Origin of the sequence: Paraburkholderia sp. GAS199 (genome assembly GCF_050436585.1) — a bacterium.
In the GTDB taxonomy this organism is placed as follows: domain Bacteria; phylum Pseudomonadota; class Gammaproteobacteria; order Burkholderiales; family Burkholderiaceae; genus Paraburkholderia.
The window spans coordinates 748155-764541 of record NZ_JBNDMM010000001.1; the positions used below are offsets into that span (position 1 = coordinate 748155).

Sequence of the window (16387 nt, forward strand, 5' to 3'; positions counted from 1 at the left end):
GCGCCGCTCACGATTTGACCTTACCAGGCCAGCGTCGGCTCGCGGCGCAATGGGCTTAGCTCAGTCGTCATTGCGGACGAGGAAGCATTGTTCGCAAACACGGGCATCACATCCCGCGCGAACCGTTGCATGGATTCCATCACCCAATCGTGCGGCAGCGAGCCGAACCAGAAGCTCGCGCTGAAGTAATCGCAGCCCAAGCCGCCCCGAATGCGGCGCAATTGGTGAATGCACTCGTCGGCGGTGCCGATCACGAGGAAGTCGTTGCGCAATGCTTCGTCGGACGGTTCGTCGGGCAGCGGCCCGGCCGGGACGATGCCATCCGCTACCTCACCCATGTCGTGCCGCAATCGCAGCGTTGCGCGTCCATTCCAGCGCGCGTGTTCGACTGCCTCACGCGCCTGTGCTTCATCGCGTGCGACGAACACCGGTCGTTGCGTGCCGATACGAACCTTGGCAAGCGCGTCGGCGAGGTCGGGGTATTGACGGCGGACGTCGGTCAGTTTCGAAATGGGTTCGAGCACGCCTGTAAAAAGGTTCGCGCCACGTCGCACGGCGTGTTCGACAGACTCTCGCCGGCTCGAATTGACGACGAGCCAAACCGGCATCGTGCGTTGCAGCGGTTGCGGCACGAGTCCGGTGCGCGGGATCTTGAAGTGCTGGCCATCGTAAGAAAATTGCGTTTCGCGCAGTGCGTGTAGCAGCACGTCGATGGCTTCGTCGTCGCGGGCGGTGGTGGCGCCTTTGACCAATCCGAATCGCTCGTACTGATAGCGCTGATAGCCGCTACCGAGTCCAGCTTCGACGCGTCCGCCGCTCAGCACGTCGAGCGTGGCCAGTTCTTCTGCAATCACGAGCGGATGATGCAAGGGCACCGGCACGATGGCCGGCCCGAGACGCAGATTGCGCGTGCGTGCCGCGATGTGCGAGAGCAGCATCAGCGGACGCGACGTGTGCGAATAGTTCGTGAAGTGATGCTCGGCTAGCCAGAGATGACTGAAGCCGAGCGTGTCGGCGGTTTCGGCCATGTCCAGCGCGCGCCGGTAGAGATCGGCGGCGGGCGCGGGTTCGGGAGACGGCATCGTCATGAACAGACCGAATTGCATTGTCGGCTCCTGTGGGGTTATTTGTGGGCGCTCAGGGTGCTGACGGTGCTTGCAGTGCTCATCGTACGCATCGCACCCGCGACGGGCGCCAGTCCCTTCGACCGGTAGAACATATACGTTGCGCTGTACGGCACGAGCAGATGCGCGCCTTCGAGGTCGCACGCGAACTGCGGCGGCAGGCCGCCGGTGGTGTCGATACGCTGGATCGAACTGATGTCCGCGAAACGGCCTTCGCCTGGGCGTGGCGCAGCGTTGAAATGCGCGGTATAGCGGGCCCATGTCAGCGTATTGGCGCCGACCTGGCTTTCGGCCGGCACGTTGCCGATCACATAGCTGCCGTCGTAAGAGAGAAAGTAGCGGCCCGGCGAGACGGTCCCGACGCTTTTTCCGTCGGCGTCGACCAGTATGGCTTCGGAGCCCAGCGAGTCCCACAACAGCTGTGTGCCGTCGCGCGCAACGTCAGGATGCACGCCCGGCGGCGCAGTGGTCGCGAGTGGCGGCAGCGCCGTTTTGATGCGGCGGCACACGTAGGTTTCGTCGCCGTGCGAGGTCATGACTTCCTGCAGCACTTCGTTCTGACTCGCGCGCAGATCGGTCGGCAAGGTTTCGTTGGCTGTCGGCGGTTTGGGCGTGCTCGCGCAGGCAGCGAGCGCGAGCAGGCAACTGGCGGCGAGCGCGGTGCGCCACGCTGAACGCGAACCGGACGCGAGATGAACTGGAAAGCGCAGCGGGAAACCGATCATTGCGGTCATGGGCAAATGAGAAGGGACGGACGATGCTGTCATCAAACCCGATCGTGGACATCGCGGCACACGCGGACACGAAAGCCTGCATCGAAATACGCACGCGTCGCGACGCGCAGCGTGCGCCGTCGAGCGACGCGAAGTGCAAAGCGGGTTCGCATGAGCATGCATGCGTTCGTGGCGGTGCGATGTAGCAGTGCGAGGCGGACCGATACTGGGTTCATCTTCCGATCCGTCCAATCCGCTGGAACCGGCGATGCAATCTACTTCTCCTCTCTGTTCCGATAGGCCGCCCGCGCTGCCCGCGTCGCGCGAAATCCCGGCAGCCATGAGCGGCTTCGAGCCACTCGCGCACGACGAGCGCGCCACCGCCTATCTGACGATGATTCGCCGCTATATCTGCGGCCCAGCGTCCGACCTGCCCGAATCGTCGACAGCCACACACGCGCAAGCCGGGCCGTTCACTGCCGACGATTGCATCGCGCGCCTCGCAGAAGCCGACCGACGCTTCGCGCCGTGGCTGCAGCCGCTGCAACGCTCAGCGGCCGATGTCGCCGGCATCGAACCGGCGCGTATTGCGGCGGCGCTGAATCACATGCATCACGAGTCGCATCGGCTGACGATGTGTTCCGACGTGCTGCTCGACAACGTCGTGAGCCTGGCGCGCACGGTTATCGATGAGCGCGTACCGGGCGATTTCATCGAAACCGGCGTGTGGCGCGGTGGCGTGACGATCCTGATGCGCGCGGTCCTCAACGCGTTTGGCGCACATGATCGCAACGTCTGGGTGGCCGATTCGTTCGAGGGTTTGCCCGAGCCCGATCCTGCCGTGGATTTGCGTGAGGCCATCTGGCACGACCTGATGGGCGCGGTGAGCGGCTTGCGCAGCGATCTTTCGGCCGTGCGCGAGGCATTTGCACGCGTGGGCCTGCTCGATCGTCGCGTGTGCTTTCTGCCAGGCTGGTTCGCGGACACGTTGCCGCGTGCGCCGATCGACCGTCTCGCGCTGATACGGCTCGATGGCGACTGGTACGAATCCACCCGTGTGGCGCTGGAATCGCTGTATCCGCGCTTGTCGCCGGGCGGGTTTGTTATCGTCGACGATTACGGCTTGCCGACCGGCTGCGCGCGCGCCGTGGACGAATACCGTGCGCTGCATGCCATCGCTGCGCCGCTCGTTCAGGTGGACCGTCAGGCGGTCTATTGGCGCAAGCCATGCTGAAGCACGTCGCCCGCGATGCGCTTGACGCATGCATGGATGTGCGACTCGATGCGCGTCTGGCCGAACACTACGTCGCGCCGCCGCAAACGGTGTGCGTCGATCTTCGCGTCAGCGATTGTCCCGACGCGAGCCGTCGATTCGTGCTCGGCTCGCAGATCGAATCGGTGCGTCTTGCTCATGTCTCCGGCCTGGCCACGCCGTCGGCGCGCATCACATTGAATCTGGCGCTGCTGAGTGCGATGCTGGACGATCCAACGAACTTCGATCCGCGCAGTGCGAAGTCTCTGTCGCTCGGCGGCGTGCAGATCGAAGGCGCCGAGCGTCTTGCCGCTTACTGGCTGCAATTGCTCAAACGGCCCTCGCCGGCGGCACGCGTGGCGCTCGATCGGGCTGCGCGGCGTGCGCCGTCTACGTTGTCGAGCGTGCCCATTTATCACGCGAATACGCGCGACGACAGCGCGCTCCACGACACGATTGCAGCAACGCTCGACGCGTCGGTGCCATTGCTGGTGCGCGAGCTGATCCAGTGGCCCGAGATAGCATGGACGCTTGCCGAGTGGCGCGAGCGCGAACGAACGACGGTTCTGCGTCACGAACCGACGAGCGGTGCGCCGCAAACAGTGGGCGATTTCATCGACGGCTTTGATTCGCCCACGCAGAGAGGGGCCTACACGAAAGGTTGTCTGCTGCCGCCCGCATGGGAAGCGCGTTTCGCATTGCCATCGTTGCCCGCTGGTCTCTTCGGCGCGGCGCAACTCTGGTTCGGCAACGCAAGCGCTGCACTGGTCACGCGTCTGCATTGCGATCTCGCCAGCTCGTTTCTTGCGCAGATTCATGGTCGCAAACGTGTGCGCCTCTATGCACCGTCTCAGGAACACGCGGTCTATGCGCTCGATTCGTTCAATACGTATCGTCCTTGCCGTGTGGACGTCGGGTCGCCCGACCTCGCGCGCTTTCCGCGTTTCGCCGACGCACGAGGCGTCGATATCGTTCTGGCGCCCGGCGATCTGCTGGTGATTCCCACGGGGTGGTTCCATTGCGTGTGGGCGCTCGATCCCGTGTTCTCGATCAGCCGTTTTGCGGACGACGTCAGTGCGTGCGCCATGTTGCGCCGACGTGAGCCAACACTGCATTCGCTTGCAACATGAAGAGGAAGAACCGGATGACCGATGCAAACCACGCTGGTGTGAACGTTAAACGCCTGATCTCGCGCCGGCTTCGCCGCGCTGCCTTGCTGGCGACTTGCGCATTCGCATGTTTAGGTTCGGTGGCCGACGTGCACGCGCAGGCATCGAATGCAATGAAAGAGGTTTGCACCGTCCGCGCCAATAACGCGAAGCTGATCGCGCAGGATCGCGACAAAGGCGTGAGTCAGCAGGACGAACTGCGCAAGGCGCAAGCCGTGGCGGCTGCAATGCCGGTGCAGCGGCAACTGTACGCGCAGGCGGAATTGACCGTGTTCGTCGACCGTCTTTACGGACGTTACGCGAAGATGCCGCCGCAGGAAGCGTACGAAAAATATCTCGCGTTCTGCGAACAGCAGGCGGCGAATGGGGCCGCCCAGGTCAGATAAGCGTCGCGGTGCGTGGCTTCGGAGTCACTTCGTTTTTCGTGCGCGGTTTTCGCGTGCATCACGTGTGCGCTGAATAACCCAACTAGCATCTTCAAGTGTCGGACCGCCGCCCAGGACATCGCATTCCGCAAGCCCGACGGCGGTCGAGCTGCCCTGGAGGATCACGTGACCGCTATTGCCAACGACTCTGTTTCCACCCTAAGCACGTCGGGTCTCAACTCGTCTTTCGATTCCGAAGATCAGACCGTCCAGCAGCTCGAGCAGCAGGTCGACCAGATGATCAAGCAGGCGTTGCAGCAGAGTTCGTCTTCGCTCGGGCAAAGCGCGACGGCACAGAGCGCGGCGGGCACACTCGCCAGCTATATGAATCAGAACGGCATTTCGTCGCTCGATCCCAACCAGCTTTATCAACTCGCGAACAATCCGCCGGCTGGAACGCCGCCCGAGGTGTCGTCGGCGGCGTCGTACATGTTGCAGAATCCGGACGTGTACAAGCAGATCGAAACGCACGACGTGGCGGGCGCGGACGGCATTTCCGGCGTGGGCAACTTCGAGTGGGCCGCGCAAGGCGGCCTCGACAACGACGGTACGTCCGGCTCGTCCGATGCCGCCAGTTCGCTCGACTCCACGTCGAGCCAGGGCGCGATGATGGGCGCGCAGAGCGCGGCAGGGGCGCTCGCCAGCTATATGAGTCAGAACGGCATCTCGTCGCTCAACCCAGACCAACTCTATAAGCTCGCGAACAATCCGCCCGCCGGCACGCCTTCGGATGTGTCAGCTGCGGCTTCGTACATGTTGCAGAACCCCGATGTGTACAAGCAGATCGAAACGCACGACGTGTCAGGCGCGGACGGCGTCTCCGGTGTCGGCAACTTCCAGTGGGCCGCGCAAGGCGGCCTGGACGACATGGCGTCGGGTAGCGGTTCGTCCGGCTTTGCCGACCTCAACCTCGATTTGAGTCTCGGGGCATCCGGGAATGGCTATTCGCTAACCTGAGTCTGACAGCACCCGACGCCGGGTGATCATGAGCACGCAAATCCCGGCCGAGGCGATGATGTTGACGGTCGGGTAGAACGCGACTGCCAGACTCCATTGACTCAGGGCGAGCATGGCAAGCCCATACTTGACGACACACAGCGCGAAATACGAGAGATTTTCGCTGTTCGGGTCGCGGAAAATCTTGCGCACTGTCGGGCCGAGTCCCAACAGTTCGATGAGCGTGACGAGGCAGATCGACAAGGTCGGTTCTTTCGTCACGACCCAAAGTGGAATCGCGGAAACGGCTGCGCCGAGAAAAATCCAGTCGAAGACGGCCCAGCTTTTCTCTCCGCGAAACACACTGGCTACCAGGATAGCAATACACGTCACCGCAATCGTGGCGGTGCACCACGCGGACGGTCCCGCGCCAGCAACGAACTGGCCAACGGCGGCGATGGTCGTGACAGTCGACCAGATCAGCCATGTGAAAAGATGCGGCCGAACGATACGTCGATAAATCGCCAGTCCGTAGGGGATGGGCGCGAGTAGGGATACTGCGGAACCCAGCATTCCAAAGATCGAAGCAGCGTGTTGATCGACAGGCATTCTGGTGTTTCTCTCCGCGAGAAGAGTGAAGCTATTCGAGCATTCGACTACTCTCACGAATCAGCGAATCTAATAACGTCAGAAGAATGCTCGTGACGGAAATGTGACTCGCTCGCCCTGCGTTGTCCAGTTTTAAATCCTTCTTGCGATATTCAACATTGCGCTATGCGCTATGGGAAATATCCGGTAATATTTCATTACGCTTTCGAAGGCGCAGGTAATTTTTGCGGCATGCGTGCCGCGGCATCAGAAGTAGTCGCATGGTCTATCGCAACGACGGATATCCGGAATGGGCTTCGTCGTAATCGGTAAGGAATGCGATGTATTTTTCAGGCAATTGGAGTCTGCAAAACCGGGCACGGGGACGTTGAGCAAGCCAGGTTGCGCATCCGGGTGCTTTCCCTAATGACAGCTTGCTGGCAGCGACTCCTGTATTCGCCGAGGTCGCGTGCGCGCTCGCGCCTTCACGAAAGTGAAAATAGATCGTGGTCAATAATGTCGCTTTCTGAAGTTTGTCACCTGCTGTCCAGCGCGATTCCTGGGCGCACGCCTCACGATCTGTTCCGGCGCGGCCGCGTATTGATGTACGCGGTGCTCAATCCGTCCGCGGCGCGCATCTGGCTCAAGGCGCTGACGACGAACACGCTGCTTTCGGATATCGCAGTTCGCAACCGGCGCTTTCTCGAACGTCCTTTTCACTGCTTCGCCCAGGCGGATATGTCTGCGCGTGCTCGCGCAGAGTTGCTGTGCGGCCATTTTCGGGTCGCTCGGGAAGTACTGGGTGATGGGCTGATGCGCAAGCTTTACCTGAATTCAGAACACGTGACCCTGGCGTCGAGCGGCCGGTATGCGCTCGTCGTGAGCGAACCGGTGCGCTGCTGGCGCGAAGGCTTGCTGACCGTCGCGTGGCGCGACGTGTTGGAGCAGGTCGATCTCGCGTGGGCGACCGTCAGTTTCGAAACGCATGCCGGGTCGGGCAAACGGGGAGCGCTGATCGGCGGCCTGCAAGGACCTGCCGGCGGTGACCGGGAACGAGTGCGCGAGGCAACACGCGCATGTCACGGTCTACGGCCCAAAGCCGCGGTGATGGAAGCCGTGGGTGAGTTTTGCCGGATGGCCAAGGTGGATGCGCTCGCCGGAGTGACGAAAAAGACGCACGTTTCCGCTACGACATCGATTCAATTCAGCGCTGACTACGACGCCTTCTGGCGCGAACTGGGCGGCGTCGAGGCCGATGGGCGATTCATGCTGCCGCTTTGCCCGCCTCACCGCGACATCAGCGAGGTTCCGTCAAACCGGCGTGCAGCGTTTCGCCGTCGGCAGACGTTGATCGCAGACATGCTGACGCAAATGAGCGCAGCCGTTGCGGAAGGTTTGACCGCTGAAGTGAAGCCGCCGCTTCAGTTGCATCATGAGAATCACGAGAAGGCGGATAGCCCGCTGCGGAAGCTGGCGGCTGCGATGGCGGAGAACTATCGCGACACGGAACCCGCTTGACGGTATAACGCGCTGCTCGCCGAGATCGCCTATTTACGGATACATCTCCGCGAGCAATTCCCGCACGAGTAAAAGGTACTTCGAGTTGTCGTTGACTCGATGATTAAAAATGATCGGCGAGGTTGCGCGTTCGCTGTCGATCAGCCGGCAATGCACATCCTGGCGGATCTGCTGGGCCGATTCGGGAATCACGCACACGCCGAATTCCGCGGCCACCAGACCCAGCGCGGTCTGAATCTCACGCACTTCCATTACCTCGCCAGGCTCCACGCCGTGACCGTGCAGGACGTTGAGCACCTGGTCGGCGAAACCGGGGCGCGGCTCTTTCGGATAGACAATCAGCTTCTCACCGGCGAGTTCGTGGATCGCAAGCGGTGTCGACGCCCGCGCCATGCGCGAACCCACCGGCACCACGGCAACCAGCCGCTCTTCGCGTAGCACCATGCCGGCCACGTTCGGGTCGGTGTGATGCACGCGGCCAAAGCCGATGTCGATCCGTCCTTCCTTCAACGCCTCGATCTGCTGAACCGACATCAGTTCGATCATCTGGATATCGAGTTCCGGCGCGTGCTGACGCAGCTTGCGCATCAGTTCCGGCAGCCCGGCATAGAGCGTCGACGCGACGAAGCCGACCGACAACACCGTTCGTTGATGCAGCCCAATGCGCTTGGCAGCCGTCTGCATCTGATCGATGCGTCCGAGTACCTGAATGGCCTGCTCGTAGAAGAGACGCCCCGCGTCGGTGATGCGCACCGGCCGCGTGTTGCGGATCAGCAGCGCGACCCCGAGTTCGTCTTCGAGCAATTGAATCTGCCGGCTCAGGGGCGGCTGCGCGATATGCAACTGCTCGGCGGCGCGCGTGAAATTGCGCTCACGGGCGACGGCCACGAAATAGCGGATCTGGCGTAAGTCCATACGATGGAGAAGCGTCGAAACTCGATACTGGTTGAATATGGTGGGGCGGATAAGCGTCCGCCGGTCGGCAGTTGCGCGCCTTCCATATCATAAAGGTATCAAACAGGATGGCAATGGTATTGGACGACCCGATCGGCCCAAGTGTATAAAAACGGCATGTCAACATGAGAAGCCGGCAGCCGCGATGAGCCATCCCACCATCGAACGTATCGAAACCAGTCTCGTCGATTTGCCGACCATCCGTCCGCACAAGCTCTCGGTCGCCACGATGTACGGGCAAACCCTGATGCTGGTCAGAGTGTATTGCAGCGACGGCGTCGTCGGCATCGGCGAGGGCACCACGATTGCCGGCATGGCCTACGGTCCCGAAAGCCCGGAGGCCATGAAGCTCGCAATCGACGCCTATCTCGCCCCCGCACTGATCGGCAAGGACGCGACGCGCATCCAGGCCGCCATGGCGCATCTCGGCAAACTCGTCAAAGTCACGCATTTTTCGAAGAGCGCACTGGAAACCGCGCTGCTCGACGCGCACGGAAAACGGCTCGGCGTGCCGGTGAGCGAACTGCTCGGTGGACGCCGGCGTGAGCGCCTGCCGGTTGCGTGGACGCTCGCCTCGGGCGACACCGCCAAAGACATCGACGAAGCCGCGCACATGCTCGACGTGCGCCGCCACAAGATTTTCAAGCTGAAGATCGGCGCCAAAGAACTCCGGACCGACATCCGGCACGTCGCCGAAATCAAGAAGGCCGTGGGTGATCGCGCGACGGTGCGCGTAGACGTCAACATGGCCTGGAGCGAGATGCAGGCGGCGTGGACAATTCCCGCGCTGGCCGACGCGGGCTGCGAACTGGTCGAGCAGCCGGTCGCCTCGGCCGCCGCGCTCGCGCGACTGATGCGGCGCTTCCCGGTCGCGTTGATGGCCGACGAGATTCTGCAAGGTCCGGAGAGCGCATTCGAGATCGCGAAGCAGGCCGGCGCGGACGTGTTCGCGATCAAGATCGAACAGAGCGGCGGGTTGTTCGCGGCGCAGCGCGTGGCCACGATTGCCGACGCGGCCGGTATCGAACTGTACGGCGGCACGATGCTGGAAGGCGCGGTGAGCACGATTGCTTCGGCACATCTTTTCGCGAGCTTCGCGAATCTGCAATGGGGCACCGAACTGTTCGGGCCGCTTCTGATCACCGAAGAAATTTTGACCCGGCCGCTCGATTACAGCGACTTCGAACTGACCGTGCCGGATGGTCCGGGCCTCGGCATCGAACTCGACGAAGCGAAGATTCGCCGCTTTACCCGCGACGGGCTGATGAAAGTCACCCGCTAATCTGAACCGATTGAAAGGACATAGACGATGCTCTTCCACGTGCGTATGGACGTGAATATTCCGGCCGACCTGCCCGTCGACGTCGCCAACGAGATCAAGGCGCGCGAGAAGGCGTACTCGCAGGAACTGCAACGCAGCGGCAAGTGGCGCCATATCTGGCGACTGGTCGGCGAGTACGCGAATTACAGCGTGTTCGACGTCGAGAGCAACGCCGAATTGCACGATATCTTGACCGCACTGCCGCTTTTCCCGTACATGAAGATTTCGGTGACGCCGCTTTGCCGTCACCCGTCGTCGATCCGGGACGACGACGCCTGATTACTGGTGTGCGCCGTGCGTCTGCAAAACGGCGTTCGCTGAGCGATTCCCCCAATACAAACGGAGACAGACATCATGAGCGTTCAGGTTTTCGAAACGAAAGAAGTGCAGGATCTGCTGAAGGCCGCCACTAACCTCAACGGCGATAACGGCAATGCGCGATTCCAGCAGATCGCACACCGTCTGCTGAGCGATCTGTTCAAGGCCATCGACGATCTGGATATCACGCCCGACGAAGTGTGGGCCGGCGTCAACTATCTCAACAAGCTCGGCCAGGACGGCGAAGCCGCGCTGCTCGCAGCCGGTCTGGGTCTGGAAAAATACCTCGATATCCGCATGGATGCTGCCGACAAACAGGTCGGTCTCGACGGCGGCACGCCGCGCACCATCGAAGGACCGCTGTACGTCGAGGGCGCACCGCTGCGCGATGGCGTGTCGCGCATCGACATCAATCCCGATCCGGATGCCGGTCCGCTCGTGATTCACGGCACGCTGTCGGATCTCGACGGCAAGCCGATTGCGGGCGCGGTGGTCGAATGCTGGCACGCGAATTCGAAGGGCTTCTACTCGCACTTCGATCCGACGGGCGCGCAAACCGAGTTCAACTTGCGCGGCGCGGTTCGCACCGGCCCGGATGGCCGCTACGAATTCCGCACGCTGATGCCGGTCGGTTACGGTTGCCCGCCGCATGGTTCGACCCAGCAGTTGTTGAACACGCTCGGCCGTCACGGCAATCGCCCGGCGCACGTGCACTTCTTCGTCACCAGCGACAATCATCGCAAGTTGACCACGCAATTCAACATCGAGGGCGATCCGCTGATCTGGGACGACTTCGCCTATGCAACGCGTGAAGAGCTCATTCCGCACGTCGTCGAAAAAACGGGTGGCGAAGCGCTGGGATTGAAGGAAGACGCGTACAAGGACATCGAATTCAATGTCACGCTGACGCCGCTTCTGCAAGGGCAGGACAACCAGATCGTCAACCGTCTGCGCGTTGCGGTCGCGGCTTGAACCTGTTTGATGGGTGAACGCATGGCGGCACGTGCCGCTGTGCGCATGATGATTTGCCAGAAGAAAGTCTTTGCCTCACGATTCGATCAACAGGAGACGCGGTGTCCAGCGAAATCTTCGAGCGCGTGGCTCGCGATGTTGCCGCGATCCTGCCGCATCGCGCCGGCGATCTGGCGCGGCTGACACTGCTGGCCGAGAGCGGCGTGCCGGTCGTCACGGTTGTCGGTAAATACAATCATGGCAAAAGCAGTCTGCTCAATGAGCTGATCGGCCGGCAGACGTTCGCGGTGTCCGACAAGCGCGAGACCGTCGCGTTGTCGGACACTGTGCATCTTGGCGTGCGCTGGCTGGATGCGCCCGGTCTCGATGCCGACGTCGGCACCGAAGACGATCGTCACGCATTGCACGCCGTGTGGATGAGTTCCGATATTCGTCTCTTCGTGCATGCCGCGAAAGAAGGCGAACTCGACGCGAAGGAACAGGCGTTGCTGGCCGAACTGCGCGCCGATGAAGAAAAAACTAAACGGCGCACGTTCTTCATTCTGAGCCAGGTCGACCAGCTTGCCGATGAGGACGAACTCCATCACGTATCCGACGCGATTCGCGCCCAGTTTGCCGATGTCGAACCGCTGGCGGTGTCGTCGATGCGTCATCGCAAGGGGCAGGAGAGCGGTAAGGCATTATTGCTGCAAAAAAGCGGCATTCCAGCATTGCAGGCCTCGCTGCGCGCCGCACTCGAAAACGTGCCTCAGGCTCGCGCTGACGAAGCGGCGCAACTGCACGACAGTATCGTCGCCGAATTGCAGCAAGTTCGCGCCGCGCAGAACGCACGACTCGACACGCTGCGCGAAACGCAGCAGCAACAGCGTGTCGCTTTCGACCATGGCTTGACGGCTGTCATCGCCAAGGTGAGCGGCGATATCGAAGCGATGCTGAACGCGCTCGGCACCGATCACGCGATCGTGCCCGACACCGCGAAGGATATCTACGCCAGCACGGCCGGCAAGCGCGAACGCGGGCACATCCAGATTGCGTATTCGCGCGCCTGCATTGCCATCGACGGTTATCTTGCCGGGCATGGCGTGGTCGAATTACCGACTGCGCAGCAAACGGCGGCGAGTAGCCTGAATTCGGTGATGATTGCCGTGATGGGCGTGTCGGTCAAATTTCGCAAGGACTTGCGCAAGATGTTTTGCGAGGCATCGGGACGCGAGCGCATGCAGCGCGATTTCACGCATTACTACGAGTTGTCTGCTGATCGACGAGCACTGGCGGCCCGCATTGCCGAACTCGAATCAACCCTTGCAGCCGCGGATCATGCGTCGGCGTCATTGGTCAACCTGAAAGCGGCCCGATGAAAGCGGACGTCAGCGACGAGCAGCGTTTTATCGCCGAAGCCGACGAGCTTGAATTCGGGCGGCGCGATATGGCGAACGTCATGCAGGCGCTCGACGCGTGGCTCGCCGGCTGGATTGCTGATCTGCGGGACGGTCGGATGGATCGATCCGGTTTGAGTGCGGGTAGTGAGCTGGCTGTTCAGGCGGAGACCATCGACGCGGCGCTCGACCGGCACACGGCAAGCTGCTTGCAGCCATCGCAGGCGCTGCACGAGGCCGAGTCGCTGGCGGATTCGCTCGATAGCAAAATCATCTTGCTGGTATTCGGCAAGTTCAACGCGGGCAAGAGTTCGTTTTGCAATTTCATCGCGGAGCGTTTCGCGGCTTACGGCGAAGCGGTCCAATACTTTTTGCTCGATGCCGGTCGTGTCGTCGAAACGAGCGGACCCTTTAAGGAAGGCGTCACGGAAACCACGTCGCGTCTCCAGGGCGTCACGCTCGGCGAAAACCTCGTTCTGCTCGACACGCCGGGCCTGCATTCGGTGACGCCGGAAAACGCGGCGCTCACGCAGCGTTTCATCGAGAGTGCGGATGGCGTGATCTGGCTGACCAGTTCGACATCGCCTGGTCAGGTGCAGGAACTCGACGACCTCGGACGCGAACTTCATCGCAACAAGCCGTTGCTGCCGGTCCTGACACGCAGCGATGAATACGACGAAGACGAAGTGGACGGCGAACTCGTCAGAGTGCTGCGCAACAAGATTGCACCACGACGCGCGCAGCAGGAAGCCGACGTGCAGATGCGCGGCGAAGCGAAGCTCGTTGCGATGGACGTTGACGTGACGGCGTTGAAGCGACCAGTCTCCGTCTCGGTTCACATGGCGCGCGAGCGGAAAGAGGCAGCGCTGGCCGATGCAGGATTCGAGCGACTCTATGCCGCGCTGCTGTCCATCGTGCAACCTGCGTTGGCCTACAAACGTCGAAAGCGAGCCGAGGTGGCGCTTCATCATCTGGAAGAAAACGTGCTGGGCGCGTTGCGCAACGATTTGCTGCCGATGCTGGCAAATTTAAAGGTGATCTCGCGCCGGGCGCTCGGCGCGCTCGATGAACAACAGGAGCAGGTCGCACATTCCGCGTGGCGAACTGTTGTGTCCACGCTGCCGGCCTTATTGGAGTCGCATTCCGTTACGCGTGACGTAAAAGCGCTCTATGGCGAAGTGTCCAATGTGCTCGGCGAAACCTTTGGCCGTGAGGCGCACACGCGATGCGCGGATTTCGTGATTTCACTGAATCCCGACGCTGCGCTGATCGACCCACAACACGACGATCGTTTCGATGAAATTGCGGTGGATCTCTCAATCGTCGGGGTCGATTATCAGCGTCTGCATGCGGCGTTGAAAACGGCGATTCGTGAGCAATTGCTGCGGCTCTGTAGCGATGCCGCCGGGCAGGTGCGTGCTTCCATCGGGCGTTTGATGGAGAGCGCGGAACGGGTGGAGGAGTGGTTGGGTCGGCAAGAACAGGCGTTGCTTCAGGTGAAAGGGCAACTAAGAATGTAGTCGGCCTGACGAGCACACACGCCCTCGCGCAATCGAACTGCATCGCGCGAAGGCATCGAACCTGAGTGATGCCGTTCAGAAATCCGAGCGAACGGTGAGCATCACGTTGCGGCGATCGCCGAAAACGCTATAGAAGTTGCCAGGCGGCCGGATGTAATAGCTGCGGTTGAACACGTTGTTCAATTGCAGCGACGCTTCTACGTGTTTATTGAAACGGTAACCAACCTGCGCATTGAAGATCGCATACGCGCCTTGCTCGACGCCGCGTGAAATGCGCGTTTGCGCCAGCATGCCGCCGCCGATCATCACACCGTTCATCATGCCTTGCGTGAACCGGTAGCTCGTCCACAGCTTGAACAGATGCTTCGGGTCCGTGCCGTCGCTCAAATCGGGCGCGTCGTCTTCGTATCTGACGTTCAGGTACGTGTAGCCCGCATACAGATTCCAGTTCGGCAAAGGCTCGCCGGTCACTTCGAGTTCGAAGCCCTGATCGATTGCTTTGCCGCCGGCAATCGAACCCGTCGGGTTGACCGGGTCGGCGATGGCGCGGTTGTTGTCGTTGATACGGAACAGCGCGGCCGTGGTCGACAGACGATTGTTCAGGAAGCTGCTCTTCAATCCGACTTCGTATTGCTCGCCGCTACGAGGAGGCAGAATCGCGCCGGTATAGGTCGTGGCTGTTTGCGCGGTGAGGAATTTCGAGTAGTTCGCGTAAGCGGTCAACGAAGGCAGGATGTCGTACACCAGACCGGCGGACGGCAGGAAACGGTGATTCAACTGCGCCTGCGTCGTCCAGTCTGTGACGGCAGGAATGATCGACTGCGAGGTTTCCTGCAAGAAAGCCTCGCGCACGCCGAACACGAGTGTCAACGGTGCGGCCAGATGGATGCGGGCCTGCGCGTATACGCCGTATTGTTCAGTGCGATTATTCGCGCCGTAGGTGAATGGCGTGTCGACTTTCTGGACCGCATTCGGATCGTAGAGGCTGAAGGTCTGACCGTCGAAGGGACCATTCAGCGAGACGTAACCGGACTCCGCCGTGCTGGAGAGCAGTGAGTAATTCGCGCCCACCGTGAACGAGTGCGTGAGGCCGAATGCCTGCACCGAGCCGGAGAGATTGGTGTCGGCGCCGAACCAGTCGTAGCTGTTGCGCTGACGTTGCTCGCCGTAGTACGACAGGCCGTCGGCCGTCGCGCCCGGACCCGCGTAGGCGTAGTCGCCCTTGAGCAGTTCGTGGCGGTAGAACAGCGTGGTTTGCGACTTCCAGCCGTTCTCGAAGCGGTGCACCAGATTGGCATTGGCCTCTTGCAGCGAGGTATAGCCGTAATTCCAGCTCGGGCTGAAGTTCTGCGAGTACGAACTGGGCACGCGTCCGGTGAGAGCGGTGAAGTCGCTGTTGTATACGCCGCTTGCGCCGTAATCGAGTCCGGAAATTGGGTTGACCTGATATCCCGCGGACAACGACAACGTGGTGCGTGGATTGAAGTCGTAATCGATGGCGCCGTAGGCCATGACTTCCTTCTCGCGCGTGCCGTCGACCGATTGCAGACCGTCGCTGCCCACCAGCACGGCGCGGCCACGCAAGGAGCCGTCCTTGTTCAACGGACCGGTGACGTCGACCATTTGCCGGACGCTGCCGAACGAGCCCACCTGCGTTTCGGTCGAGACGTGGAACGTGTCCTGAGGACGCTTGCGCACGAGATTGACGGTGCCGCCTGGATCGCTCGCGCCGTCCATCACACCCGAGGGTCCGCGAAGTACTTCGATGCGGTCGTACATGGCGAGATCGAACTGTTGCAGATACTGGAAGCCGCCCATGATCGACACGCCGTCGAACTCGACGCCGAGCAGATTGCCGCGCGCCTTGAAGTAGGCGGTGCCGTCGCCGTAGTCGATCGACTCCACACCTGTCACGTATTTGAGCGCATCCTGAATCGTCGTCAGATTCTGGTCGTCCATGCGCTGACGTGTCAGCACGGAAACGGAGGCCGGCGTTTCCTTGATCGACTGTTCCGTTTTACCGGCGATCGTCGCTGTCTTCGAAGCATAGGAGCCGGTGCCCTCGGTGGTGGCGTCGGGCGAGGTGGTTGCCGACACGGTGACGGCGGGCAAGGTGTTTGCAGCTGGTCCGGCTGCGGTCTGCGCGTAGACATGCAGCGGCCACGCGCTCAGCAGGGCGAGTGCAAGCGGCGTCATGTGCG

The 16387-nt window shown here is 61.5% G+C and carries 15 protein-coding genes; 10 read left to right on the forward strand and 5 right to left on the reverse strand.

Annotated elements, in window-relative coordinates; translation table 11 throughout:
* Positions 1–20: 20 nt before the first annotated feature.
* Together P3T18_RS03220 and P3T18_RS03225 are read right to left on the reverse strand one after the other, a co-directional pair.
* A complete protein-coding gene (locus P3T18_RS03220) occupies positions 21–1106 on the reverse strand; it encodes an LLM class flavin-dependent oxidoreductase (RefSeq protein ID WP_429298460.1) in 1086 nt (361 codons plus the stop codon).
* A gap of 17 nt (positions 1107–1123) precedes the next feature.
* Positions 1124–1858, reverse strand: coding sequence for a DUF3455 domain-containing protein (locus tag P3T18_RS03225; RefSeq protein WP_429298461.1), 735 nt, complete (start codon positions 1856–1858; stop codon positions 1124–1126).
* A gap of 247 nt (positions 1859–2105) precedes the next feature.
* Between P3T18_RS03225 and P3T18_RS03230 the strand changes: the two genes are divergently transcribed.
* The 4 genes from P3T18_RS03230 (at position 2106) to P3T18_RS03245 (ending at position 5640) form a co-directional block, all read left to right on the forward strand.
* The gene (locus P3T18_RS03230; RefSeq protein ID WP_429298462.1) at positions 2106–3071 is read left to right on the forward strand and encodes a TylF/MycF/NovP-related O-methyltransferase; all 966 of its coding nucleotides are present in this window, start codon (positions 2106–2108) and stop codon (positions 3069–3071) included.
* Positions 3065–4219 carry a cupin-like domain-containing protein gene (locus tag P3T18_RS03235; RefSeq protein ID WP_429298463.1) on the forward strand — a complete coding sequence of 385 codons (1155 nt, stop codon included), beginning with the start codon at positions 3065–3067 and terminating at the stop codon, positions 4217–4219. Before P3T18_RS03230 ends, P3T18_RS03235 begins: the two co-directional genes overlap by 7 nt.
* 152 nt (positions 4220–4371) lie before the next feature.
* Positions 4372–4644 (forward strand): hypothetical protein, encoded by a 273-nt coding sequence (locus P3T18_RS03240; RefSeq protein ID WP_429298464.1) that lies wholly within the window; start codon positions 4372–4374, stop codon positions 4642–4644.
* Positions 4645–4809: 165 nt separating this feature from the next.
* Positions 4810–5640, forward strand: coding sequence for a hypothetical protein (locus P3T18_RS03245; protein ID WP_429298465.1), 831 nt, complete (start codon positions 4810–4812; stop codon positions 5638–5640).
* On the opposite strand, the gene P3T18_RS03250 is transcribed toward P3T18_RS03245, so the two are convergent.
* Complete coding sequence (locus P3T18_RS03250) at positions 5632–6228, reverse strand: hypothetical protein (RefSeq protein WP_429298466.1); 597 nt, start codon at positions 6226–6228, stop codon at positions 5632–5634. The genes P3T18_RS03245 and P3T18_RS03250 overlap by 9 nt on opposite strands.
* A gap of 381 nt (positions 6229–6609) precedes the next feature.
* Between P3T18_RS03250 and P3T18_RS03255 the strand changes: the two genes are divergently transcribed.
* Positions 6610–7725 (forward strand): VirK/YbjX family protein, encoded by a 1116-nt coding sequence (locus P3T18_RS03255; RefSeq protein WP_429298467.1) that lies wholly within the window; start codon positions 6610–6612, stop codon positions 7723–7725.
* Between the two features lie 33 nt (positions 7726–7758).
* Here the strand turns inward: P3T18_RS03255 and P3T18_RS03260 are convergent, their stop codons facing one another.
* Positions 7759–8640, reverse strand: coding sequence for a LysR family transcriptional regulator (locus P3T18_RS03260; protein ID WP_429298468.1), 882 nt, complete (start codon positions 8638–8640; stop codon positions 7759–7761).
* Between the two features lie 184 nt (positions 8641–8824).
* Here P3T18_RS03260 and P3T18_RS03265 point away from each other — a divergent pair, with 184 nt between their 5' ends.
* The 5 genes from P3T18_RS03265 (at position 8825) to P3T18_RS03285 (ending at position 14186) form a co-directional block, all read left to right on the forward strand.
* A complete protein-coding gene (locus P3T18_RS03265) occupies positions 8825–9961 on the forward strand; it encodes a muconate/chloromuconate family cycloisomerase (protein WP_429298469.1) in 1137 nt (378 codons plus the stop codon).
* Positions 9962–9988: 27 nt separating this feature from the next.
* Entirely contained in the window at positions 9989–10279 is a 291-nt protein-coding gene (gene catC, locus P3T18_RS03270; protein ID WP_429298470.1) for a muconolactone Delta-isomerase, read from the forward strand.
* A 75-nt stretch (positions 10280–10354) separates the two neighbouring features.
* The gene (gene catA, locus P3T18_RS03275; protein WP_429298471.1) at positions 10355–11290 is read left to right on the forward strand and encodes a catechol 1,2-dioxygenase; all 936 of its coding nucleotides are present in this window, start codon (positions 10355–10357) and stop codon (positions 11288–11290) included.
* 101 nt (positions 11291–11391) lie between these two features.
* Positions 11392–12648, forward strand: coding sequence for a GTPase (locus P3T18_RS03280; RefSeq protein WP_429298472.1), 1257 nt, complete (start codon positions 11392–11394; stop codon positions 12646–12648).
* A gap of 137 nt (positions 12649–12785) precedes the next feature.
* Positions 12786–14186, forward strand: a complete 1401-nt coding sequence (locus P3T18_RS03285) for a dynamin family protein (protein ID WP_429299029.1) — start codon at positions 12786–12788, stop codon at positions 14184–14186.
* Positions 14187–14261: 75 nt separating this feature from the next.
* Here the strand turns inward: P3T18_RS03285 and P3T18_RS03290 are convergent, their stop codons facing one another.
* The gene (locus tag P3T18_RS03290; RefSeq protein WP_429298473.1) at positions 14262–16382 is read right to left on the reverse strand and encodes a TonB-dependent siderophore receptor; all 2121 of its coding nucleotides are present in this window, start codon (positions 16380–16382) and stop codon (positions 14262–14264) included.
* Between the last annotated feature and the right edge of the window lie 5 nt (positions 16383–16387).

What these genes read in the sequence shown, in the direction of transcription:
- P3T18_RS03240 (WP_429298464.1), top strand. Translation starts at nt 4,372, where the DNA reads ATGAAAGAGGTTTGCACCGTCCGCGCCAATAACGCGAAGCTGATCGCG.
- catC (WP_429298470.1), top strand. Translation starts at nt 9,989, where the DNA reads ATGCTCTTCCACGTGCGTATGGACGTGAATATTCCGGCCGACCTGCCC.
- P3T18_RS03290 (WP_429298473.1), bottom strand. Translation starts at nt 16,382, where the DNA reads ATGACGCCGCTTGCACTCGCCCTGCTGAGCGCGTGGCCGCTGCATGTC.
- catA (WP_429298471.1), top strand. Translation starts at nt 10,355, where the DNA reads ATGAGCGTTCAGGTTTTCGAAACGAAAGAAGTGCAGGATCTGCTGAAG.
- P3T18_RS03225 (WP_429298461.1), bottom strand. Translation starts at nt 1,858, where the DNA reads ATGACCGCAATGATCGGTTTCCCGCTGCGCTTTCCAGTTCATCTCGCG.
- P3T18_RS03250 (WP_429298466.1), bottom strand. Translation starts at nt 6,228, where the DNA reads ATGCCTGTCGATCAACACGCTGCTTCGATCTTTGGAATGCTGGGTTCC.
- P3T18_RS03230 (WP_429298462.1), top strand. Translation starts at nt 2,106, where the DNA reads ATGCAATCTACTTCTCCTCTCTGTTCCGATAGGCCGCCCGCGCTGCCC.
- P3T18_RS03235 (WP_429298463.1), top strand. Translation starts at nt 3,065, where the DNA reads ATGCTGAAGCACGTCGCCCGCGATGCGCTTGACGCATGCATGGATGTG.
- P3T18_RS03285 (WP_429299029.1), top strand. Translation starts at nt 12,786, where the DNA reads ATGGATCGATCCGGTTTGAGTGCGGGTAGTGAGCTGGCTGTTCAGGCG.
- P3T18_RS03260 (WP_429298468.1), bottom strand. Translation starts at nt 8,640, where the DNA reads ATGGACTTACGCCAGATCCGCTATTTCGTGGCCGTCGCCCGTGAGCGC.
- P3T18_RS03265 (WP_429298469.1), top strand. Translation starts at nt 8,825, where the DNA reads ATGAGCCATCCCACCATCGAACGTATCGAAACCAGTCTCGTCGATTTG.
- P3T18_RS03220 (WP_429298460.1), bottom strand. Translation starts at nt 1,106, where the DNA reads ATGCAATTCGGTCTGTTCATGACGATGCCGTCTCCCGAACCCGCGCCC.